Origin of the sequence: Pseudomonas sp. (genome assembly GCF_035497915.1) — a bacterium.
GTDB lineage: Bacteria > Pseudomonadota > Gammaproteobacteria > Pseudomonadales > Pseudomonadaceae > Serpens.
In genome coordinates, this window is sequence record NZ_DATJCS010000039.1 from 39,387 (window position 1) to 61,069 (window position 21,683).

A 21,683-nucleotide genomic window follows, 5' to 3' on the forward strand; every position below is an offset into this window, starting at 1 on the left:
TCCCTGTCACTGAAGGACGCTCCGTTCCCGGAGCGTCCATACGGACTCAGACGTTCGGCGCGCGCCAGTCGTCGGAGCCGGAGGTGCCGGCGACTTCGTGGGTCCAGACGATCTTGCGGTAGGTGAAGTAGACGTCTTCCAGGTGGGTGAAGTGGGTCATGCCCGGGTCCTGGCAGTTGGGCATGCGCGACTGCAGGTCGACGATCACCGCGTCTTCCAGCTCTATGGTGAAGTAGTGCTCCTGGGTGCCGGTGGCCGAGGTGCGGAACCACTCCAGGCGGCACTTGTTCAGGCGCTCGCCGGAGGTCAGGGCGTTGAAGAGCAGCGGCGAGGATTTGTCGAACACCTTGGTGATCATCAGCGGCTTGTGCACGCGCTGGCCGGTCGGCTGGCCGGACTGCGGGTCGCGGGGAATGATCACCTGGTGGCTGAAGGCCTGGACCAGGATCTGGTCTTCGTGACCTTCCTGGAAGATGTTGCCGACCGAGTCCTCGGTGAAGGTGCCGGCGGTGATCAGGCCCTGCTTGCTGCCTTCGACGGTCAGGTAGGCGGGTGTTGGCATGGGTACGCTCCTTGTAGGTGAATGGGATTGCCCCGTTCTCTTGGCAAGGGGCGTGCCTGAAGCATAAAAGTCTTGTATATCAATGGCTTGTAAGCCAATGGCAAGCGTGGTGTGCGGCGTGTCACGGGAAGTTGTGCAACAAGCTGCGCGGCGGATGGCGGCAGGCTGCGCAGCAGGGCGGCCCACTCCTTTTTGTAGGAGCGAATTCATTCGCGAGCTGTTGGGTGGGCTCGACAAGCTGGCCGGTCGCCGAAAGGGCTCGCGGACGAGTCCGCTCCCACGAAAAGCCGGCTTCCGGGCCGGCCGGGATAAATCCGGTCCCATAAAAAAGGGGAGCATCCTGCTCCCCGATGAGGAAACTGTTGCGGCTCAGCCGGCGATCTCGATCAGCACCTCGCCGGGCGTGACGCGGTCGCCCTTGGCCACGTGCACCGCCTTCACCGTGCCGGTGATCGGCGCCTGTACCTCGGTCTCCATCTTCATCGCCTCGGCGATCAGTACAGGTTGACCGGCCTTGACCACATCGCCTTCCTTGACCAGCACGTCGACGATGTTGCCCGGCATATGGGTGCTGACATCGCCCGGAGCGCTGGCCGGCTTGCGCTTGCCCGCCGCGCCGTCGGCCACGAAGGTGTTGAGCGGTTCGAACACCACCTCCTCGGGCATGCCGTCGATGGACAGGAAGAAGTGGCGCTTGCCGCCGCTCTTCACGCCCACGCCGGTGATGTCCACCCGGTAGGTTTCGCCGTGCACGTCGATGACGAATTCGGTGGGCACACCTTCCTCGGACGGTTCGCGCGGGCCGTGGCCATCGGGAATCGGCAGCAGGGGTTCGGGGGTCAGGGTGCCGGCGGCGCGCTCTTCCAGGAACTTGCGGCCGATGTCCGGGAACATGGCGAAGGTCAGCACGTCTTCCTCGGACGTTGCCAGCTCGCCGATCTCCGCGCGCAGGCGGTCCATCTCCGGCTTGAGCAGGTCGGCCGGGCGGCAGACGATCACTTCCTCATGGCCGATGGCCTGGAAGCGCAGCCGTTCGTTCACCTCGCCCGGCGCCTTGCCGTAGCGGCCCTGCAGGTACAGCTTCACCTCGTTGGTGATGGTCTTGTAGCGCTCGCCGGCCAGCACGTTGAAGAACGCCTGGGTGCCGACAATCTGCGAGGTGGGGGTGACCAGCGGCGGGTAGCCGAGGTCCTGGCGCACCTTGGGGATTTCCGCCAGCACTTCGTCCATGCGGTGCAGCGCGCCCTGCTCCTTGAGCTGGTTGGCCAGGTTGGAAATCATCCCGCCAGGCACCTGGTTGACCTGCACGCGGGTGTCCACGCCGGTGAATTCGCTCTCGAACTGGTGGTACTTCTTGCGCACCGCGTAGAAGTACAGGCCGATTTCCTGCAGCAGTTCCAGATCCAGGCCGGTGTCGTACTCGCTGCCACGCAGGGCGGCGACCATGGACTCGGTGCCCGGGTGGCTGGTGCCCCAGGCCAGGCTGGAGATGGCTGTGTCGATGCGGTCGGCGCCGTTCTCGATGCCCTTGAGCTGGCACATGCTGGCCACGCCGGCGGTGTCGTGGGAGTGCACCACCACCTCCAGCTGCGGCAGGGCTTGTTTGAGGGCCTTGACCAGCGCGCCGGTGGCATAGGGCGTCAGCAGGCCGGCCATGTCCTTGATGGCGATGGAGTCGACGCCCATCGCGGCCATCTGCCGGGCCTGCTCGACGAAGGCGTCGATGGTGTGCACCGGGCTGGTGGTGTAGCAGAGGGTGCCCTGGGCGTGCTTGCCGCTCTTCTTCACCGCACGGATGGCGGTTTCCAGGTTCCGTACGTCGTTCATGGCGTCGAAGATGCGGAACACGTCGATGCCGTTCTCGGCCGCCTTGGCGACGAAGGCTTCCACCACGTCGTCGCTGTAGTGGCGATAGCCGAGCAGGTTCTGGCCGCGCAGCAGCATCTGCAGACGGGTGTTGGGCAGCGCGGCGCGCAGCTGGCGCAGGCGTTCCCACGGGTCTTCCTTGAGGAAGCGCACGCAGGCGTCGAAGGTGGCGCCGCCCCAGACTTCCAGCGACCAGTAGCCGACGCGATCCAGCTTGTCGCAGATCGGCAGCATGTCCTCGGTGCGCATGCGGGTGGCCAGCAGCGACTGGTGCGCATCACGCAGGATGGTGTCGGTAACGGTGATCTTCTTGGTCATGGTTCAGTCCCTCACAGGCCGGCGTGGGCGGCGATCGCCGCGGCAATGGCCAGGGCCAGTTCGCCCGGCTTGCGTTTGATCGAGTAGTTCAGCAGTTCCGGGTGCTCGTCGACGAAGCTGGTGTTGAAGCGGCCGCTGCGAAAATCCGGATTGGCCAGGATCTGCTGGTAATAGGTGGCGGTGGTCTTCACCCCCTGCAGGCGCATGTCGTCCAGCGCGCGCGAGCCGCGGGCGACGGCTTCTTCCCAGGTCAGCGCCCAGACGATCAGCTTCAGGCACATCGAGTCGTAATACGGCGGAATGGTGTAGCCGGTGTAGATCGCCGTGTCGGTACGCACGCCCGGGCCGCCGGGGGCGTAGTAGCGGGTGATCTTGCCGAAGCAGGGCAGGAAGTTGTTGCGCGGGTCCTCGGCGTTGATGCGGAACTGCAGGGCGAAGCCGCGATGCTGGATGTCGTCCTGCTGCACGGACAGCGGCAGGCCCGAGGCGATGCGGATCTGCTCGCGCACGATGTCGATGCCGGTGATTTCCTCGCTGATGGTGTGCTCCACCTGCACGCGGGTGTTCATCTCCATGAAGTACACCTCGCCCTCGGCGAGCAGGAACTCCACGGTGCCGGCGTTTTCGTAGCTCACCGCCTTGGCGGCGCGCACCGCCAATTCGCCGATATAGGCGCGCTGTTCGGGGGTCAGCTGCGGGCTGGGGGCGATCTCGATGAGCTTCTGGTTGCGGCGCTGGATCGAGCAGTCGCGCTCGAACAGGTGCACGGTATTGCCGAAGCGGTCGGCGAGGATCTGCACCTCGATGTGCTTCGGGTTGACGATGCACTTTTCCAGGAACACCTCGGCGTTGCCGAACGCCTTGGTGGCCTCGGAAATCACCCGCGGCCAGGCGTATTCCAGTTCCGCGCGGTCGTTGCAGCGGCGGATGCCGCGTCCGCCGCCACCGGAGGTGGCCTTGAGCATCACCGGGTAGCCGAGCCGCTCGGCCTCGCGCAGCGCTTCGTCCAGGTCGGCGACGTTGCCTTCGGTACCCGGGGTGACCGGCACGCCAGCGGCAATCATCGAGCGGCGCGCCTCGGTCTTGTCGCCCATGCGGCGGATGACCTCGGCGGACGGGCCGATGAAGATGATGCCGCGCTCGGCGCAGATGTCAGCCAGCTCGGCATTCTCGGACAGGAAGCCGTAGCCGGGGTGCAGCGCATCGCAGCCGGTTTCCACCGCCAGGTTCACCAGCTTGCGCGGATTCAGGTAGCCGGCCAGCGGGTCGTCACCGAGGTTGTAGGCCTCGTCGGCGCGCTTCACGTGCAGCGCATGGCGGTCGGCCTCGGAGTACACCGCCACCGAACGGATGCCCATCTCGGCGCAGGCGCGCACGATGCGCACGGCAATCTCGCCGCGGTTGGCGATGAGGATTTTCTTGATCACTGGGTGGTCCTCGCCATCGGTTGCGTCAAACCCTACGCCCGGTTCGCCAAGTAAGGAAAATCAATATTTATTTGCCTCTGGATAAGTAAAAACTTATACAAGGGCACAAATTGGCACGAGGTCAGACATGCGCAAGCCTCTCAATCGCCTGACGCTGCGCCAGATGCAGCTGTTTCTCGCGGTTTGCGATCACCGCTCCTACAGCCGCGCCGCCGAAGCCATGGCGCTTTCCCAGCCGGCCATCAGCCTGCAGATGCGTCAGCTGGAGGAGCTGATTGGCCAGCCGCTGTTCGAGTACGTGGCGCGCAAGCTGCACCTGACCGAAGCCGCCGAGGCGCTGCAGCGCGCCTGTCTGGATGTGCTCGGTCGTCTGGAAAACCTCGACATGCAGCTGTCCGACCTGCGCGGCTCGCTGCAGGGTCAGTTGCGCCTGGCGGTGGAATCCAGTGCCCAGTATTTCGGGCCGCATCTGTTCGCGGGGTTCCGCGCGCGCCATCCGGAAGTCAGCCTGCAACTGGCCGTGGTCAATCATGCCCAGGCGCTCAAGCGCCTGTCGGTGCACCGTGACGACCTGCTGATCCTGACCATGGTCCCGGCCGACATGGGCCTGGAGTTCCTGCCGTTTCTGGACAATCCGATCATCGCTGTGGCGCGGCCGGATCATCCGCTGGCGCAACTCAGCGGCCTGCAGCTACAGGATCTGACCGGCCACCTGCTGCTGGTGCGCGAGCAGGGCTCGGCCACGCGCGCGGTGACCGAGGAGTACTGCCACCAGAAGCGTGCGCATTTCCCGCAGACGCTGGAACTCGGTTCGCTGGAAGCGCAGCGCGAAGGCGCTATCGCCGGGCTGGGCCTGGCGTTGCTGCCGCGTCACGCGGTGCGCCGCGAGCTGGCCAATGGCGAGCTGGTCGAGCTGCCGGTGGCCGAACTGCCGCTGCGGCGCAGCTGGTGCGTGGTGCATGCGCGCGACAAGCAGCTGTCGCCGGTGGCGCAGGCGTTCTTCGACTACGTGCGCCGCGAGCGCGGCAGCCTCACCGCCCTGGCCGAGCGCTTCGCGCAGCGGATTCAGTAGGGGCTCAGCGTGGCGTGCAGCTGACGCTCCTCCCAGTAGCGTTCGATGGCCCGGCGGTAGCGCATGCGGCGGATTTCCTCCTGCTTGCGGCGGGCCTTGGCATCATCCTGGGGGTAGGTATCGACGTGACGGCGCATGGCGAGTCTCCCGAACGTGATGTGTGGGAGCTTCAGCCTTGCAAGGGGAAATGACGGTTGCGGGACGGTTTGCTGACAGGCGGGTTAAGGGTGACAGGCGGCGTGCAGCATGGAACCTGTAGGAGCGACTTCAGTCGCGAGCTTCTGGCATGGGCTGCACAGAGCATCGCGGCTGAAGCCGCTCCCACAAAAGCGGGGCTTCAGTCTTCCTGGCTCTTCACCGACTTGGGCGACAGGCGCAGGCTGCGCAGGCTGCGCTTGACGCTCTTGAGGTGTTCGACCAGATCCGGGCCGCGCGCCATGGCTACGCCCATGGCCAGCACGTCGATCACCACCAGGTGGGCGATGCGCGAGGTCAGCGGGGTGTAGATCTCGGTGTCTTCCTGCACGTCGATGGCCAGGTTGATGTCCGACAGCTCGGCCAGCGGCGTCTGGCCCGGGCACAGGGTGATCAGCGTGGCGCCGGTCTCGCGCACCAGGTGCGCGGTGGTCAGCAGGTCCTTGGAACGCCCGGACTGCGAGATGCAGATGGCCACGTCGCCCGGCTTGAGGGTCACCGCCGACATCGCCTGCATGTGCGGGTCGGAATAGGCGGCGGCGGTCAGCAGCAGGCGGAAGAACTTGTGCTGGGCGTCGGTGGCCACCGCGCCGGAGGCGCCGAAGCCGTAGAACTCCACGCGCTGCGCCTTGGCGATGGCGGCGATGGCCCGCTCCAGCGATTCGACGCTCAGCCGCTCGCGCACTTCCATCAGCGTGTGCAGGGTGGTGTCGAAGATCTTCAGGCTGAAGTCGGTGACCGAATCGTCCTCGCGAATGGCGAACTGGCCGAAGCTGGCGCCGGCGGCCAGGCTCTGCGCCAGCCGGAGCTTGAGATCCTGGAAGCCGTTGCAGCCGATGGCGCGGCAAAAACGCACGATGGTGGGCTCGCTGACTCCAACGTTATGGGCCAGATCCGCCATGGAGCTGTGGATGACAGCAGCGGGATCGAGCAGGAGATGGTCGGCGACCTTGAGCTCCGACTTGCGGAGCAGGTGGCGGGACTGGGCAATGTGCTGCAACAGATTCAAGGGCGGGACTCGGGTATGATCGGCGGCCGGGGCTGTAGTGGGTTTTGTAGTGATACTACATGACACTGCCAGCACGAGGCCAACTCTGGAGCGTGACCGGTGACACTTCCCTGCGACATGCTGGTTTTCGGCGGCACGGGCGACCTGGCGTTGCACAAGCTGCTGCCGGCCCTTTATCACTTGCATCGCGATGGCCGCCTGCCGGCGGACATGCGCATTCTGGCCCTGGCGCGCCAGCCGCTGCAGCGCGCCGCCTATCAGGCATTGGCCGAGCGCCATTGTCGCGCGCACATTCCACGCGCCACCTTCGACCTCGAGGCCTGGCAGGGCTTCGCCGCGCGTCTGGACTATCTGGCCATGGACGCCAGCCAGAGCGCCGATTATGGCCGCCTGGCCCGCTACCTGGAGCAGGGCGCCTGCCGACGGGGGCGCATCTACTACATGGCCACCGCGCCGGACCTGTTCCAGGACATTGCCGCTTCGCTGGCCACCGCCCGGCTGACCGGCGAGCACACCCGCATCGTGCTGGAAAAGCCCATTGGCCGTTCGCTGGCCTCCGCCCAGGCGATCAACGCCGGCATCGGCCAGGCGTTCGAAGAGCCGCAGATCTTCCGCATCGACCACTACCTGGGCAAGGAAACGGTGCAGAACCTCATGGCGCTGCGCTTCGCCAATGCCCTGTTCGAACCGGTGTGGCGTTCCGGACACATCGACCACGTGCAGATCAGCGTGTGCGAGACCCTTGGCGTGGAAAACCGCGGCGCTTACTACGATCACGCCGGCGCCATGCGCGACATGCTGCAGAACCACCTGCTGCAGCTCTTGTGCCTGGTGGCCATGGAGGCGCCGGTGCGCTTCGACGCCGACTCGGTGCGCAGCGAGAAGGTCAAGGTGCTCGAGGCGCTCAAGCCGATCACCGGCCTGGATGTGCAGGACAAGACGGTGCGCGGCCAGTACGTGGCCGGGCGCATCGGCGGCCACGACGTGCCGGCTTACTACTTCGAGAAGAACGTCGACAACGACAGCGACACCGAAACCTTCGTCGCTGTGCAGGCGGAAATCGACAACTGGCGCTGGGCCGGCGTGCCGTTCTACCTGCGTACCGGCAAGCGCATGGCGCGCAAGACGTCGGAGATCGTTATCCAGTTCAAGCCGGTGCCACACCGCCTGTTCAATGGCAGCGAGGCCAACCGGCTGATCATCCGCCTGCAGCCGGAAGAGCGCATCAGCCTGCAGCTGATGGCCAAGCAGCCGGGCAAGGGCATGAGCCTGGAGCCGGTGGAGCTGGACCTGAACCTGGCCGATGCCTTCCGCCAGCGGCGGCGCTGGGAGGCCTACGAGCGGCTGCTGCTGGACGTGATCGAGGGCGATTCGACGCTGTTCATGCGTCGCGACGAGGTGGAGGCCGCCTGGCGCTGGATCGACCCGATCCTGCAGGGCTGGCAGGAGTACTACCAGCGCCCGAAGCCCTACCCGGCCGGCAGCAACGGCCCGGACCAGGCCGCCAGCCTGCTGGAGAACAGCGAGCGGCGCTGGCACGAGTGACTGCCCCGAGCGCCATGCGTGTGCCGGCGCTACGAATCCTGTAGGGCCGGCGTTACGCCGGCCAGCGGAGTGGTTTCAGCCCACCGCTGTCGGCCGGAATAGCGGCTCTCAGCCCTTGAGCTTCTTCAGAAACTGCACGAAGCCGGTGCGCTCGGCCACCCGCGCGTACAGGCGGATGGCGTTGGTGTTGGTCTCGTGGGTCAGCCAGTAGAGTTCGTCGCAGGGTACCTGGCGGGCCTGCTGCTCGACATGCTCGATCAGCTGGCGACCGACGCCCTGGCTGCGCAGGTCGCGGGCAATGAACAGGTCCTGCAGGTAGCAGACCGGATTCAGCGTCCAGGTGTTGCGGTGATACAACCAGTGCACCAGACCCACCGCCTGGCCATCGGCCCAGGCGAGGGCGGCGTGCTGGCCTTCGCTGGCATCCAGAAAGCGCTGCCAGGTGGCGGCGCTGACCGCCGGCTCCAGGCTCATCATGTAGAAGCGCTGGTAGCCCTGCCACAGGGGCAGCCAGGCGTCATGGTCGTCGGGCCCGACCGGGCGGATTTCCACGGGTAAACGGCGGCTCATGACGCACATCCTCGGCAAGCACAGACGCGCCAATCTTAGTGGCTAGTGCCCGTTCCGGTCAGCTCCCCGCACAGGTCTTCGCCAAACAGGGTTTCGACCGCCTTTTGTTCCAGGCCGGCGCCGAGCAGGGCGAACAGCTTGGCCAGCGCGGCTTCGCGGGTCATGCCGCCACCGCCAATCACGCCGCAGGCGGCCAGCTGGCTGCCGGCGGCGTAGGTGGTGAAATCCACCCGGCCTTCCGGGCACTGGCTGATGGCGGCGAGGACCACGCCGCGTGTGTGGGCCTGGCGCAGGACCTCGATCAGCGCGGCGTTATCGGCCGGGCCCGTGCCACTGCCGTAGCACTCCAGCAGCAAGGCCTGCAGCCCGGTGTCTAGCAGGGCCTGCACATGCTCGGCGCGCAGACCGGGGTGTAGGGGAAGGCAAGCCAGCTTCACTTCCCGGCGCGGGATACGGTAATCGGGTGCGGGCAGGGACAGGAATCGAGGATGCGCGACGGGGCGCAGGGTCTCGGCAAAGGCGTCGAACTGCTCGCTGCTGCGCTTGGTCACCCGCGTGCCCTGCAGCAGATGGCCATGGAAGAACAGATGCACACCCGGTGCGGCACCCTCCGCCAGATGCCGCAAGGCGCCGAACAGATTGTCCCAGGCGTCGCTCCCGGGCACGCTGGCGGGCAGCATGGAGCCGGTCAGCACGACCGGAACGGGCAGGCCAAGCAACAGAAAGCTCAGGGCGGCGGCGCTGTAGGCCAGCGTGTCGGTGCCGTGCAGCACCAGCACTGCCTGGCAAGCGTCCCGCTCGACGGCTTCGACAATGACGTCACGCATGGCCAGCCAGTGGGCCTGGCTCATGTTGGCGCTGTCGATGGGCGGGGAGAGTTCGCGGAAACGCCAATCCACGGAGGGGGCGTTTGGACGACGGGCCGCTTCGGCCCGCAGGCGGGCCTCGAAGCCACCGGCGGGCACCAGACCGGCCGCACTGGCGTGCATGCCGATGGTGCCACCGGTATAGAGAATCAGTGTGCGCATGTTCCTCCCAGGGCAAGGGAAAAGCCCTGGGGCGAAACTTAAACGCGCTGGGTGGCGCTGGCCAGTGCCTTGGCGGTGCGGTTGGCCTTGGAGCTGGTGAAGGCCAGGCCGAGGAAAGGCATGTAGCGGGCCGGCGGCTGGACGGCGGTGGTCATCGGGCGTGCGTTGATACGCATGTTGGTACTCCTGGGGATGGCGCTTTTGGCGCTGATGGTCAGAAGCTGGGCGCCCGGTCGGGTTGGCCTTGTCTGCATGACCATGACAAGTAAGCGGGAAGCAGGTTGTGTCTGCGAGCGCCCGAATCATAGGGTCTGCGACCGATCGTCGACCAATGCCTTTAATTGCTGTCCTATGCACAAACGGCATAACCTTGCTGTGACTTTTCCAGGCCCGTGAGCAGAGCGAGGGATGGCATGAATCTGGAGACCAAGTGGCTGGAGGATTTTGTCGCGCTGGCCACCACGCGCAGCTTTTCCAAGGCCGCCGAGCGGCGTTTCGTGACCCAGCCGGCCTTCAGTCGGCGCATCCGCAGCCTGGAGGAGGTGCTCGGGCTGACGCTGGTCAACCGCAGCCATACGCCGGTGGAGCTCACCGAGGCGGGCCAGCTGTTCCTGGTCACCGCGCGCAACGTGGTCGAGCAGCTCGGCGAGGCGCTGCGTCACCTGCATCACCTGGAGGGCCAGCAGGGCGAGGTGCTGCAGGTGGCCGCCGCGCACTCGCTGGCGCTGGGCTTCTTCCCCCAGTGGGTGGCCGGCCTGCGCAACGAGGGCATCCATTTCGCCTCGCGGCTGGTGGCCACCAACGTGGGCGAGGCGGTGCATGCGCTGCGCGAGGGCACCTGCGACCTGATGCTGGCGTTCCATGATCCGGACGCCGTGCTGCAGATGGACCCGGAGATCTTCCCCTCGCTGCACCTGGCCAACAGCGAGATCATTCCGGTGTGCGCACCGGATGCGCAGGGCCGGCCGCTGTTCGACCTGAACGACAGCGCCAGCGTGCCGTTGCTCGCCTACAGCGCCGGCGCTTTCCTGGGCCGTTCGGTGGGCGCGCTGCTGCGCCAGCGCAACCTGCGCTACGTCACCGTCTACGAGACGGCGATGGCCGACAGCCTGAAGAGCATGGCGCTGCAGGGCCTGGGCGTCGCCTGGGTGCCGCGCCTGAGCGTGGAAGCCGAGCTGACGCGCGGCGAACTGGTGGAATGCGGCGATGCCAGCTGGCGCGTGCCGCTGGAGATCCGCCTGCACCGCTGCGCCCTGGTCCGCAAGGCCCAGGTGCGGCTGCTGTGGCGCAAGCTGATGGAGGCGGGCGCCGAACCCGCCTGAGATCCCTGTAGGGCCGGCTTTACGCCGGCCAGCGGCGCTGAAGGTTCCACCACCTTCGAGTCGCTCCGACCCGCGCCGGCCGGGGTAAACCCGGCCGGGTAGGTCAGGCCCTACAGGGTTCTGGTTGGCAGGAGAAGTGGGTACGGCTCCGACCCTCTGTAGGGCCGGCTTTACGCCGGCCAGCGGCGCTGCATTCCACGCCTTCGTGTCGTTCCGACCTCCGTCGGCCGGGGTAAACCCGGCCGGGTAGGTCCGGCCCTACAGGGTTCTGTGTTGGCAGGAAGCGGGTACGGCTCCGACCCTGTGTAGGGCCGCCGGCCAGCGGCGCTGCATTCCACGCCTTCGAGTCGTTCCGACCTCCATCGGCCGGCGTAAACCCGGCCCTACAGGGTTCGGCGTTGGCAGGAGGTCGCCCTACAACGCCGGCTCGACAACCGGCGCTGCGCCCTCCGCCTGCGGCGCGCGGCTGACTTCCACCACCCGCGTCTCGCCCCGTCCGCGCGGGTCGGAAGCCGGCAGCGGGCGACCGTCGAGCACCTGCACCGCCTGCACGTCGCCCATCGGCCAGCCCTGCTCGGTCAGCGTGTAGCCCATCGCCCGCAGCTCCTGGGCGGCCTGGCCCTTGAGCGGCGAATGGGGGTCGAGAAAGATCGTGTCCCTGGGCAGCAGTTGGTGATGCACGCGCTGCGCCTTCAGCGCCTCGGGCAGCGGCAGCCCGTGGTCGTAGATGTTGCTGAGCACCTGGAAGACGGTGGTGAAGATCCGCGAGCCGCCGGGCGTGCCGATGGCCAGCGTCACCGCCCCGTCGCGGGTCAGCACCGTCGGGCTCATCGACGACAACATGCGCTTGCCGGCGTCGATGGCGTTGGCGTCGCTGCCGATCACCCCGAAGGCGTTGGCCACGCCGGGCTTGGCGCTGAAGTCGTCCATCTCGTTGTTGAGCAGGAAGCCGGCGCCCTCCACCACCAGCCCGTTACCGAAATCCAGGTTCAGGGTATAGGTATTGCTTACCGCGTTGCCGTCGGCATCGATAATGGAGAAGTGCGTGGTCTGCGGCGACTCCAGCCCCGGGCGTACCGCCTCGGTGGGTGAGATGCGTTGCGGATCGATCTCCGCCGCGCGCCGCTGCAGGTACTCGGGGGCGGTCAGCTGCGCGGTGGGCACTTCGAAGTAATCCGGGTCGCCCAGGTAGTCGGCGCGGTCGGCGAACACGCGCTTCTCGATTTCCGCCAGCAGGTGCACGTAGCGCGCCGAGTTGAGCGGCACGCCGGCGAAGTCCTGCTCGCGCAGCGCCTTGATGCCCAGCAGCTGCGCCAGGGCGATGCCACCGGAGCTGGGCGGCGGCGCGGTGTAGACCACCTGGCCCTGCCAGTCGAAGCGCAGCGGCTCGCGCCAGATGGCGCGATAGGCGTGCAGGTCGGTGGCGCGGATCAGCCCGTCGCTGCGCTGCATCTGCGCCACCAGCAGCTCGGCGGTGCGGCCACGGTAGAAATCCTCCGGACCCTGGTCGGCGATGCGCTCCAGGGTCTGCGCCAGCTCCTCCTGCACGAAACGCTTGCCGGCCTGCATGCCGCCGAAGTAGCGCTCGAAATTGGTACGTCCGGCGAAGAATTTCGCCGCCCCGTCGCGCTCCGCCACCTGCCGCTCGTCGACGATGAAGCCCTGGCGCGCCAGCACGATGGCCGGGGTCAGCAGTTCGGCCCAGGGCAGGCTGCCGAAGCGGCGATGCGCCTCCCACAGGCCCATCACCGTGCCGGGCACGCCGGCGGCCTTGGCGCCGACGGTGCTGAGGTCTGGCACTACCTCGCCGCTTTCATCCAGATACATGTCGCGCCGCGCGCCCTGCGGCGCCATCTCGCGGTAGTCGAGGAAGTAGGCCTGGCCCTCCACGAACAGGGTCATGAAGCCGCCACCGCCGATGTTGCCGGCTTCCGGGTGGGTCACCGCCAGGGCGAAGCCGGTGGCCACCGCGGCATCCACCGCGTTACCGCCGCGGCGCAGCACCTGGGCGGCGACTTCGGCCGAATGCCGGTCCGGCGCGGCCACGGCGGCGGCCTCCAGCCGGGCGGCCTGCAGCGGGCCGACGGAAAACAGGCTCAGGCTGAGCAACAGAAGGGAAACGAGGCGCGTCATGGGGGATCTCCGGGTAACGAAGCGGCTCGCAGAGTGTGGCAGCAAATGGCGGGGCGTTCCCGCTGCTCGGTACTTGTCATGAATACGGCATCGCCGTACCTTCCTTCGTCATGTACACCGTCATCGAAACCGACATCTTCGTGCGCTATGCCGAGACGATCTGGGAGGATGGCGAGCGAGAGGCGTTTATCGCCTGGCTGGCGGCCAATCCGCTGGCGGGTGACGTCATTCCCGGCAGCGGCGGGTTGCGCAAGGTGCGCTGGTCACGGCCCGGGACGGGTAAGCGGGGCGGGGTGCGGGTCATCTACTACAACGCTCTGCCGCAAGGGCAAATCTGGCTGTTGATCGCCTACGCCAAGGCGCGCTTCGACAACCTTCCCGTGGCCTTTCTCAAGCAGCTGAAAGAGGCGATTAGCGATGGATAAGGAATTCGAGCAATTCCAGGCGGACCTGCTCCAGTCCGTTCGCCAGATGAAGGCCGGTCAAGCCGCGCGCCGGACCGAAGTACGGCTGACCCCGGCCGCAGAGGCGCGCGCCCGGACGGGCATGACGCAGAGCGCCTTCGCCGAATTGCTGGGGGTCAGTCTGCGGACCCTGCAGGATTGGGAGCAGGGCCGCCGGCAGCCCACTGGCGCGGCGCAGACCCTGCTGCGCGTGGCCGCACGGCATCCCGAAGCGCTGCTCGATCTGCACGACGCCTAGCCGGCGGGTCCGACAAGCCACAGGCGCGACAGCCGCGCCTTTCCGGTATAATGCCGCGCCTTCAAGCCAGCCGGCCCGCTGGTTTGCCCCGACATGACAAGCCACGCCCGATCCGCGTGGCTTGTTGGTTTTTGAGCGCGCCGCCTGGCGCACCGCAAAGAGGCACGAGGATGAGCGCACTGGTTGGCGTGATCATGGGTTCCAAGTCCGATTGGAGCACCCTGAGTCATACGGTGGAAATGCTGGAAAAGCTCGGCATTCCCCACGAGGTGAAGGTGGTGTCCGCGCACCGCACCCCGGATCTGCTGTTCCAGTACGCCGAGCAGGCCGAGGAACGCGGCATCGAGGTGATCATCGCCGGTGCCGGCGGCGCCGCCCACCTGCCGGGCATGTGCGCGGCCAAGACCCACCTGCCGGTGCTCGGCGTGCCGGTGCAGTCGTCGATGCTCTCCGGCGTGGACTCGCTGCTGTCCATCGTGCAGATGCCCGGCGGCATCCCGGTCGCCACCCTGGCCATCGGCAAGGCCGGCGCCATCAACGCCGCGCTGCTGGCGGCGAGCATCCTCGGCGGCAAGCATCCGCAGTACCATGCGGCGCTCAAGCAGTTCCGCGAAGACCAGACCAACACGGTGCTGGACAACCCGGACCCCCGTCAGGCCTGAGACGTTAGTTAGGAACGCGAACATGAAAATCGGTGTAATCGGTGGCGGCCAGCTGGGTCGCATGCTGGCGCTGGCGGGTACGCCGCTGGACATGAACTTCGTCTTCCTCGACCCGGCGCCGGACGCCTGCGCCGCCGCGCTGGGCGAGCATCTGCTGGGCGGCTACGACGACCCTGAGGCGCTGCGCCGCATGGCCGAGAGCGTCGATCTGGTGACCTTCGAGTTCGAGAACGTGCCGGCGGAAACCGTCGCCTTCCTGGCGAAGTACGTGCCGGTGTACCCGGCCGCCGAGCCCCTGCGCATCGCCCGCGACCGCTGGTTCGAGAAGTCCCTGTTCAAGGAACTGGGCATTCCCACCCCCGATTTCGCCGACATCCAGTCGCAGGCCGACCTGGACGCCGCGGTGGCCGCCATCGGCCTGCCGGCGGTGCTCAAGACCCGTACCCTGGGCTACGACGGCAAGGGCCAGAAGGTGCTGCGCCAGCCCGCCGACGTGACCGGCGCCTTCGCCGAGCTGGGCAGCGTGCCCTGCATCCTCGAAGGCTTCGTACCCTTTACCGGCGAGGTGTCGCTGGTGGCGGTGCGCGGTCGCGACGGGGAAACCCGCTTCTACCCGCTGTCCCACAACACCCACGTGGGTGGCGTGCTGAACCTGTCCATCGCCAGCAGCGCGCATCCGCTGCAGACGCTGGCCGAGGACTACATCAGCCGTGTGCTGACCAAGCTGGATTACGTCGGCGTACTGGCCTTCGAGTTCTTCGAGGTGGACGGTGGCCTGAAGGCCAACGAGATCGCCCCGCGTGTGCACAACTCCGGGCACTGGACCATCGAAGGCGCCGAGTGCAGCCAGTTCGAGAACCACCTGCGCGCCGTCGCCGGCCTGCCACTGGGTTCGACCGCCAAGGTAGGCGAAAGCGCGATGGTCAACTTCCTCGGTTCGGTGCCGCCGACCGAGCAGGTCATCCGTATCGCCGACTGCCACCTGCACCACTACGGCAAGGCGTTCAAGGCGGGCCGCAAGGTCGGCCACGCCACCCTGCGCTGCAAGGATTCCGCCACGCTGCAGGCCCGCATCGCCGAGGTTCAGGCGCTGATCGCCAAGGGCTGAGAACTGCCCCCGCTCCCCTGGCCCCTCTCCCGCGAGGGGAGAGGGGAAACCATTGTGCAAGCCGGCAACATGGGAGCAAGGACTCCGCCATGGGGCACCACTCCCTCTCCCCTTGCGGGAGAGGGCTGGGGAGAGGGGTAGCAACCCCCGCAATGGCACATCAACACCGCTTTGCGCAGAGCCGCGAACTGCCCCGCCCCCTCACGGTCCCAAGCAACGGAGTGGCGTCCGCCACGCAACCCCCGTCGGGACGGAGGATTCATGGGCATCATCGGAACCATCATCATCGGCCTGATCGTTGGCCTGATCGCGCGCTTCCTCAAACCGGGCGACGACAGCATGGGCTGGATCATGACCATCCTGCTGGGCATCGGCGGCGCCCTGCTGGCCACCTACGGCGGCCAGGCGGTGGGCTTCTACGACGCTGGCGAACCGGCCGGATTCATCGGCGCGGTGATTGGCGCGATCATCCTGCTGGTGATCTATGGCATGGTGACGCGCAAGCGAACCTGACCCTCACGCCGTTGTCTTTGTCGGGGTCGCGCGCGGCCCCGTCCTGTTCATGAGCCAGTCGTCCATGCGAAGCCTTGTCACCCTGCTGCTGTTCACCTTGTCCCTGACCCTGCACGCCGCTCCCGCCGAGCTGGACTGGCTCGAGCTGCTGCCGCCCGAGGACCTGGCGGCGCTGGAGGCCATGCCGGAGATCGAACACGACGGCGCCGAGGCCCAGGGCTTCAGCGACGGGGGCGGCTATCTGAAGCAGGCGCCCGGCCTGCCCGAGGTGATGTACTCGACCCGCACCGTGACGGCGCTGGACAACCGGGAGATCCGCCTGGCCGGCTACCCGGTGCCGCTGGAAAGCGACGCACAGGGACGCTTCGTCGAGTTCTTCCTGGTGCCCTATCCGGGCGCCTGCATCCACGTGCCACCGCCGCCACCGAACCAGATCGTGCTGGTGCGCTACCCCAGGGGCATCCGCATCGACGACATCTACGCGCCGCTGGAAGTCGACGGCCGCCTGCGCGTCGAGGCGGCCAGCAACGCGGCGGCCGATGCGGCCTACGCGCTGGGCGCGGCGAAGGTCAGGGTGCTGGAGTAATCAGGTCCAGAAGTAGCGCACCAGGTGGAAGAAGATCGGCGCGGCGAAGCACACCGAATCCAGCCGATCGAGCATGCCGCCGTGGCCCTCGATCATGTGCCCCCAGTCCTTCACCCCGCGGTCGCGCTTGATGGCGCTCATCACCAGCCCGCCGAAGAAGCCGAGCAGATTGACGATCAAGGCGATGCCCAGCGCCTGCCAGAAGCTGAACGGCGTGATCCAGCACAGCAGCGCGCCGATCAGCGTGGACAAGGCGACGCCGCCCACGAACCCCTCCACGGTCTTCGACGGCGACAGCAAGGGCGCGATCTTGCGCTTGCCGGCCAGCTTGCCGCACACGTACTGCAGCACGTCGGACAGCTGCACCACCAGCACCAGCCAGGCGATCAGCAACAGGTTGCGCCCCTCGTAGCCGGCGATCTGCAGGGTCAGCAGCGCCGGCACGTGGGAAATGCAGAACACCGCGATCATCAGCCCCCACTGCACCTTGGAGGCGCGCTCCAGGAAGCGCGTGGTGTCGCCGCCCAGCGAGGCGAGGATCGGCAGCAGCAGGAACACATAGACCGGGATGAAGATCGAGAACAGCCCGTACCAGCTGTAACCGATCAGCAGGTACTGCACCGGCAGCACCACGTAGAAGGCCGCCAGCAGCGGCCAGTAGTCGCTCTGCCGGGTCGGCGTCAGGGTGATGAATTCGCGCAGCGCATAGAACGACACCAGGGCGAACAGCAGGATCACCGCCACATGGCCGAGCAGGAAGGCGCCGCCGATCACCAGCACCATCACCCACCAGGCGGCGATGCGCGCATTGAGGTTGTCGATGGTCGGGCTTGGCTCGCGGGTCCGGTGCTTGAGCAGGAAACCGACCAGCGAGGCGATCAGCAGCAGGGCGCCGATGCCGGCGAACAACAGCAGGGTATGTGGATCCATCTCAGAGGTGCTCCGGGGCCAGGGCCAGCAGCGCCCCTCGGGCGCCTTCGAGGAAACTCGTCTTGTCGTCGTCGCCAACGGGCAGTGGGGCGCCGAAGCTCAGGGTGCACAGCAGCGGCAGCGGCAGCGCGCGGCCCTTGGGCATCACCCGATTGAGGTTGGCGATCCACACGGGCACCAGCTCCACCTGTGGATGCGCCCGGCCGAGGTGATACAGCCCGCTCTTGAACGGCAGCAGGCCTTCCTCGCGGTTGCGCGTGCCCTCCGGGAAGAAGATCAGCGAATCGCCCTGCGCCAGCGCGTCGAGCAGCGGCTGCAGGGGATTGCCGCCGGCGTCGCCGGCCCGGTCGACCAGTACGCCGTTGAACACCCGGGTGATCAGGTAGCGGCGCAGCGGGCTCTTCAGCCAGTAGTCGGCGCCGGCCACCGGCCGGGTGCGCGCGCGCAGCGGCGCCGGCAGCGCCGCCCAGAGCAGCAGGAAGTCGATATGGCTGCTGTGGTTGGCGAAGTAGATGCGTTGCACCGCCTCGGGCCGGCAGCCCAGCCACAGGCTGCGCGCGCCGGTCAGCAGGCGCGCGGCGGAGGTGATGGTGAAGGCGCAGAGTCGGCTCAGCATGGGTGGATTCCTTCAGATCGTCAGAACGGCCAGCAGCGCAGCGCCGGCCAGCAGTCCCTGGGCAGCCAGCAGCACGCCCTGCCTGCGCAGCAGGCGCAGCGCGGCCTGGCAACGGGCCGGCAGCGTGCGGCTGTCCTGGGCGGCCGGTTTCAGGCCCAGTTCGCGCAGCGCGCCATCGAGAGTCGGCAACGGGGTGTCGCTACCGGCCAGCCGGTCGAACAGCTCGGCGTCGAAGGCCACCCGCAGCGCCCAGTAGAGCTGCGCCAGCCAGAGCAGGAACACGCCCAGGCAGAGCAGGCCGAACGGCAAGTGCGGCGGACCGCTCAACGCCTGGGCGCCGCCGGCCAGCAGACCGGTCAGCCCCAGCAGGCGGCTGGCCCGCTCCAGCGTGCGGCCCTGGCGCAGCAGGCTGGCGCACACGGCGGCGCAAGGCTCAGACATCTACCGGCTCCGCTGGAAGAACCGCGTGGCGTGCCGGCAGTTGCCGCAACACGCGCAGATGCGCTTCGTGCAGCACGATGCGCGGCCGGGCGCCGCGCAGCAGGGCCAGCGCGGCGTCCACGTCGGCGGCGCGACCACTGAGCAGCAGCCAGGCGGCCAGCGCGGTGGCGCTGCGCGAGTAGCCGAGGGCGCAGCACACCAGCGTGGCCCCCTGCCGGCGCGCCTGCTCGATGGCCTCGGCCGCCGCCAGGCAATCGTCGAGGCTCGGCGCGGTCAGATCGAGCACCGGAATCGAGCGGTAGTGGCGGCCCTGTGGGGTAAGCGGCAGCTCGGCGCAGAGATCCACCACGGAGCGGAACGGGCTGCGCGCCAGCTCGCGCGCGCTGGGCAGCCGGCCCAGCCAGACGCCGTCGCACACCTCATCCGGCGCCGGCCGGCGAAATGTCCACAGGCGGGAATTCAGCCAGGCGCCGAGCAGATAGGGCGCCAGCAGCCAGCCGGCCGCCGTGCTCAGCCGGCCATCGGCGCCCTTCTGAAACCCTTGCGCACCGAGCAGCGCGTAGTTCAGCGCCACCAGCAGCAGCGCCACGGCCGGCCAGCACAGCCACAACCAGGCGCCGCCCAGCGCAAACGCCGGAACGGCGCACAGGGCGCCGCCCAGCGCATAGCGCAGCGCCAGGCGCCGGCGTTCCGGGGATACGGCGAGGCGCGCCTGGCGCAGCGGGCTCGGTCCTTGCTGCGGCCACAGCCAGACGCACAGCCAGCCGAGCAGCGCGCCGGTGGGCAGGTCGATGAAATGGTGCTGCCAGGTGGTGAGCACGGAGACGCCGATCAGTGCGAACCAGCCATGCAGCAGCCAGCGCCACGGTCCCGGCACATGCCGGGCATAGCAGACCCAGAGAATCACCAGCAGCGCGATGTGCAGCGAAGGAGCCTGATTGAACGGCTTGTCGAAGGCGCCGAGCAGCTCGAACAGCAGGCCGAACACGCCGTCCATCTCCGGGCGGCTGAAGGTGAAACGCAGCGGCCAGAGCAGAAAGCAGGCCACCGCCACCAGCTGCGCGGTGAGCAGGCGCAGGGCGTGGCGGTCCAGCTCCAGACGGGTCAAACAGAGGAACAGCGACAGGCCGTAGAGCAGGTCGATCGACCAGTAGGGCACGATGCTCCAGGCCCAGAACGGCATGTGGCTTTCCCAGGCGAACACCAGGCTGCCGACGTCGTCGCGCTGGCTGGTCACCCAGGTGGCCAGCCCGTAGCTGGCGAAGAAGAACGGCGCCAGCAGCGTCAGCCAGCCCAGCGCGCGGCGCCAGGGGCGGGACGCAGTCATCCGTCCACCCGCTGGGCCAGCGATACGCTGAAGATGCCCCACTCGTCGATGCGCTGTTCCAGCTTGCGAAAACCGGCGGCGGCGACCAGTTGGTCCATCTCCGCCTGGCTGCGCCGGCGCATCACCCACGGCTGGCCGTCGCGGTGGCTGGTCAGGGCGCGGGCGATCAGCTCCAGCTGCGGGTGCCAGGGCTGGCCGGTGTACACCAGGTAGCCACCCGGCGGCACGGCGGCGGCCAGCCCGGCCAGGGAATTGCCGACCAACTGGTTGTCGCCGAACAGCTCATACAGGCCGGAGACCACCGCCAGGCTCGGCCGGGGTTCCACGCCGGCCAGGTCGGCGCAGTCGAAGGCGTCGCCTTTGACGAAACGGGCGATCTGGCCCAAGCCCTTGGCCTCGATCAGTGCCTGCCCGTCGCGCACGTTGAGTTCGCTGTAATCGCGCAGCAGGATCGACTCGGGCAGTGGCTCGACCCCCTGCAGCGCTTCGAGGATGTAGCGGCCATGCCCGGCGGCGATATCGAGGATATGCACCGGCCGGCCCTGTGCGCGCAGCCGTGCCATGGCCAGGCGCAGCAGTTCCTCGACATGCAGCTTGCGCTGGCGGATGCCGCGCCAGCCGATGGAGTCCAGATAGGTCTTGTCGATCGCCCGGCCGAGGCCGCCCAGTCCGCTGGGGGTGTTGCGGTACACGTAGTCCAGCGTGCTGCCGGAATCGAAGCCGGTGTCGAAGCCCAGCTTCACGCCCCGCGACAGCCGCGCGCCGACCTTCAGGCCGGCGCGGGTCAGACGCCAGTACAGGCCGCGCGGCGAGTGCGCCGGCAGCGGCGTGGCCAGCGCCTCGGCCTCCGCGCAGCTGGCGCCGAGGCGGTCGGCGTCCAGCAGCGCGGGCCGCGCCGGCGGCTGCTCGAACTGCTGGAGCACGAAGCGCCTGACTCGCTCCAGTACCGGCCCCCGGTCGCGCTCGCCCAGGGTGTCGTGGAAGAAGCCGGGCAGCACGTGCAATTCCTTGCGCAGGGTGCCCAGGCGCTCGAAGAACTGTTCCTGCGGCCGGCGGTGCACCACGAAGTCGGCGCCGGAAACCAGCAGCTGGGTGGGAATCTGGATCGCCTGGGCATCGGCCACCACCCGTTCGGCGGCCTCGTACAGGCCGAGCAGCAGGTTCACCGAGATCGGTCGGGTGATCAGCGGGTCGGCCTCGAAGCTGGCGATGCGCGCCGGGTCGTGGGTCAAAAAGCGCGCCTTGACGTAGCTGTTGACGAAGAAATTGCCGCGCAGCGCACTCAGCAGTTTCAGACCTGGGCGGGCGAAGGGCACGTACAGCTTGACCCTGAACGCCGGCGAGGCGAGCACCAGGGCGCGGATGTTCGGCGCGTAGTCATGGGCCCAGGTGGCCACCAGCACGGCGCCGACACTCTGCGCCAGCACCACCATGTCCTGCTCGGCGATGTCGTGCTGGTCGCGCAGGTGGGCGATGAAGCTCTGCACGTCGCGCACGCTGGTGCCGAAACTCGGGCTGTCGCCACGCGGGCCGGGCGACTGGCCGAGGCCGCGGGCGTCCCAGGCGAAGATGTCGAAGCCCGGCAGGTCCAGCTCGTCGGCCAGGTGCGCCATGCGCCCGGAATGCTCGTGGCCACGGTGGAACAGCACCAGGGCGCGGCGCGGCTGGCCAGTGTCGGTCGCCGGCCAGTGGCGGTAGAAGAGTTCCAGGCCGTCGTGGCTGGCGAAGGTGTGTTTCTGGTAGTCGCGCAT

At 67.8% G+C, this 21,683-nt stretch carries 23 protein-coding genes; 9 read left to right on the forward strand and 14 right to left on the reverse strand.

Going from position 1 to position 21,683, the window contains the following annotated elements:
- Positions 1–46 precede the first annotated feature (46 nt).
- From VL129_RS12140 to VL129_RS12150, 3 genes are all read right to left on the reverse strand, one after another.
- Positions 47–562 carry an Hcp family type VI secretion system effector gene (locus VL129_RS12140; protein ID WP_325413078.1) on the reverse strand — a complete coding sequence of 172 codons (516 nt, stop codon included), beginning with the start codon at positions 560–562 and terminating at the stop codon, positions 47–49.
- A gap of 369 nt (positions 563–931) precedes the next feature.
- The gene (oadA, locus tag VL129_RS12145) at positions 932–2,746 is read right to left on the reverse strand and encodes a sodium-extruding oxaloacetate decarboxylase subunit alpha (RefSeq protein ID WP_325413079.1); all 1,815 of its coding nucleotides are present in this window, start codon (positions 2,744–2,746) and stop codon (positions 932–934) included.
- Positions 2,747–2,757: 11 nt separating this feature from the next.
- Positions 2,758–4,173 carry an acetyl-CoA carboxylase biotin carboxylase subunit gene (locus VL129_RS12150; RefSeq protein ID WP_325413080.1) on the reverse strand — a complete coding sequence of 472 codons (1,416 nt, stop codon included), beginning with the start codon at positions 4,171–4,173 and terminating at the stop codon, positions 2,758–2,760.
- 127 nt (positions 4,174–4,300) lie between these two features.
- Between VL129_RS12150 and VL129_RS12155 the strand changes: the two genes are divergently transcribed.
- Positions 4,301–5,245, forward strand: a complete 945-nt coding sequence (locus VL129_RS12155; protein ID WP_325413081.1) for a LysR family transcriptional regulator — start codon at positions 4,301–4,303, stop codon at positions 5,243–5,245.
- On the opposite strand, the gene VL129_RS12160 is transcribed toward VL129_RS12155, so the two are convergent.
- Both VL129_RS12160 and hexR read right to left on the reverse strand, forming a co-directional pair.
- A complete protein-coding gene (locus VL129_RS12160; protein WP_325413082.1) occupies positions 5,239–5,382 on the reverse strand; it encodes a PA3496 family putative envelope integrity protein in 144 nt (47 codons plus the stop codon). The two genes, VL129_RS12155 and VL129_RS12160, sit on opposite strands and share 7 nt — an antisense overlap.
- A gap of 200 nt (positions 5,383–5,582) precedes the next feature.
- The gene (hexR, locus tag VL129_RS12165) at positions 5,583–6,449 is read right to left on the reverse strand and encodes a transcriptional regulator HexR (RefSeq protein ID WP_325413083.1); all 867 of its coding nucleotides are present in this window, start codon (positions 6,447–6,449) and stop codon (positions 5,583–5,585) included.
- 117 nt (positions 6,450–6,566) lie between these two features.
- Between hexR and zwf the strand changes: the two genes are divergently transcribed.
- Positions 6,567–7,994 carry a glucose-6-phosphate dehydrogenase gene (zwf, locus tag VL129_RS12170; RefSeq protein WP_325413302.1) on the forward strand — a complete coding sequence of 476 codons (1,428 nt, stop codon included), beginning with the start codon at positions 6,567–6,569 and terminating at the stop codon, positions 7,992–7,994.
- Between the two features lie 108 nt (positions 7,995–8,102).
- Here the strand turns inward: zwf and VL129_RS12175 are convergent, their stop codons facing one another.
- The 3 genes from VL129_RS12175 to VL129_RS12185 are packed head-to-tail and all read right to left on the reverse strand — an operon-like array spanning position 8,103 to position 9,768.
- A complete protein-coding gene (locus VL129_RS12175; protein WP_325413084.1) occupies positions 8,103–8,564 on the reverse strand; it encodes a GNAT family N-acetyltransferase in 462 nt (153 codons plus the stop codon).
- Positions 8,565–8,599: 35 nt separating this feature from the next.
- Positions 8,600–9,592: an asparaginase gene (locus VL129_RS12180; RefSeq protein ID WP_325413085.1), complete on the reverse strand. Its 993-nt coding sequence runs from the start codon at positions 9,590–9,592 to the stop codon at positions 8,600–8,602.
- A 38-nt stretch (positions 9,593–9,630) separates the two neighbouring features.
- Entirely contained in the window at positions 9,631–9,768 is a 138-nt protein-coding gene (locus VL129_RS12185; RefSeq protein WP_325413086.1) for a hypothetical protein, read from the reverse strand.
- 237 nt (positions 9,769–10,005) lie between these two features.
- On the opposite strand from VL129_RS12185, the gene VL129_RS12190 reads away from it, so the two are divergent.
- Positions 10,006–10,914: a LysR substrate-binding domain-containing protein gene (locus VL129_RS12190; protein WP_325413087.1), complete on the forward strand. Its 909-nt coding sequence runs from the start codon at positions 10,006–10,008 to the stop codon at positions 10,912–10,914.
- A 414-nt stretch (positions 10,915–11,328) separates the two neighbouring features.
- Here the strand turns inward: VL129_RS12190 and ggt are convergent, their stop codons facing one another.
- Positions 11,329–13,047: a gamma-glutamyltransferase gene (gene ggt / locus VL129_RS12195; protein ID WP_325413088.1), complete on the reverse strand. Its 1,719-nt coding sequence runs from the start codon at positions 13,045–13,047 to the stop codon at positions 11,329–11,331.
- Positions 13,048–13,157: 110 nt separating this feature from the next.
- Here ggt and VL129_RS12200 point away from each other — a divergent pair, with 110 nt between their 5' ends.
- The 6 genes from VL129_RS12200 to VL129_RS12225 all read left to right on the forward strand — a co-directional run bounded on the left by VL129_RS12200 (position 13,158) and on the right by VL129_RS12225 (position 16,618).
- Positions 13,158–13,472, forward strand: a complete 315-nt coding sequence (locus VL129_RS12200) for a transcriptional regulator (RefSeq protein WP_325413089.1) — start codon at positions 13,158–13,160, stop codon at positions 13,470–13,472.
- The gene (locus tag VL129_RS12205) at positions 13,465–13,749 is read left to right on the forward strand and encodes a helix-turn-helix domain-containing protein (RefSeq protein ID WP_325413090.1); all 285 of its coding nucleotides are present in this window, start codon (positions 13,465–13,467) and stop codon (positions 13,747–13,749) included. Before VL129_RS12200 ends, VL129_RS12205 begins: the two co-directional genes overlap by 8 nt.
- Positions 13,750–13,919: 170 nt before the next feature.
- Positions 13,920–14,411: a 5-(carboxyamino)imidazole ribonucleotide mutase gene (gene purE / locus VL129_RS12210; RefSeq protein ID WP_325413091.1), complete on the forward strand. Its 492-nt coding sequence runs from the start codon at positions 13,920–13,922 to the stop codon at positions 14,409–14,411.
- Positions 14,412–14,433: 22 nt separating this feature from the next.
- The gene (locus tag VL129_RS12215) at positions 14,434–15,519 is read left to right on the forward strand and encodes a 5-(carboxyamino)imidazole ribonucleotide synthase (RefSeq protein WP_325413092.1); all 1,086 of its coding nucleotides are present in this window, start codon (positions 14,434–14,436) and stop codon (positions 15,517–15,519) included.
- Between the two features lie 261 nt (positions 15,520–15,780).
- Positions 15,781–16,032: a GlsB/YeaQ/YmgE family stress response membrane protein gene (locus VL129_RS12220; RefSeq protein WP_027588819.1), complete on the forward strand. Its 252-nt coding sequence runs from the start codon at positions 15,781–15,783 to the stop codon at positions 16,030–16,032.
- Positions 16,033–16,096: 64 nt separating this feature from the next.
- On the forward strand, positions 16,097–16,618 hold the full coding sequence (locus tag VL129_RS12225) for a DUF3299 domain-containing protein (RefSeq protein ID WP_325413093.1): 522 nt from the start codon (positions 16,097–16,099) through the stop codon (positions 16,616–16,618).
- Here VL129_RS12225 and VL129_RS12230 read toward each other — a convergent pair whose 3' ends face one another.
- The 5 genes from VL129_RS12230 to VL129_RS12250 are packed head-to-tail and all read right to left on the reverse strand — an operon-like array spanning position 16,619 to position 21,683.
- A complete protein-coding gene (locus tag VL129_RS12230; RefSeq protein WP_325413094.1) occupies positions 16,619–17,548 on the reverse strand; it encodes a phosphatidate cytidylyltransferase in 930 nt (309 codons plus the stop codon).
- Position 17,549: 1 nt separating this feature from the next.
- On the reverse strand, positions 17,550–18,164 hold the full coding sequence (locus tag VL129_RS12235) for a lysophospholipid acyltransferase family protein (RefSeq protein ID WP_325413095.1): 615 nt from the start codon (positions 18,162–18,164) through the stop codon (positions 17,550–17,552).
- A gap of 12 nt (positions 18,165–18,176) precedes the next feature.
- Complete coding sequence (locus tag VL129_RS12240; RefSeq protein ID WP_325413096.1) at positions 18,177–18,605, reverse strand: hypothetical protein; 429 nt, start codon at positions 18,603–18,605, stop codon at positions 18,177–18,179.
- Positions 18,598–19,932, reverse strand: a complete 1,335-nt coding sequence (locus VL129_RS12245) for a phosphatase PAP2/dual specificity phosphatase family protein (protein ID WP_325413097.1) — start codon at positions 19,930–19,932, stop codon at positions 18,598–18,600. Before VL129_RS12245 ends, VL129_RS12240 begins: the two co-directional genes overlap by 8 nt.
- Positions 19,929–21,683, reverse strand: coding sequence for a bifunctional alpha/beta hydrolase/class I SAM-dependent methyltransferase (locus VL129_RS12250; RefSeq protein ID WP_325413098.1), 1,755 nt, complete (start codon positions 21,681–21,683; stop codon positions 19,929–19,931). Before VL129_RS12250 ends, VL129_RS12245 begins: the two co-directional genes overlap by 4 nt.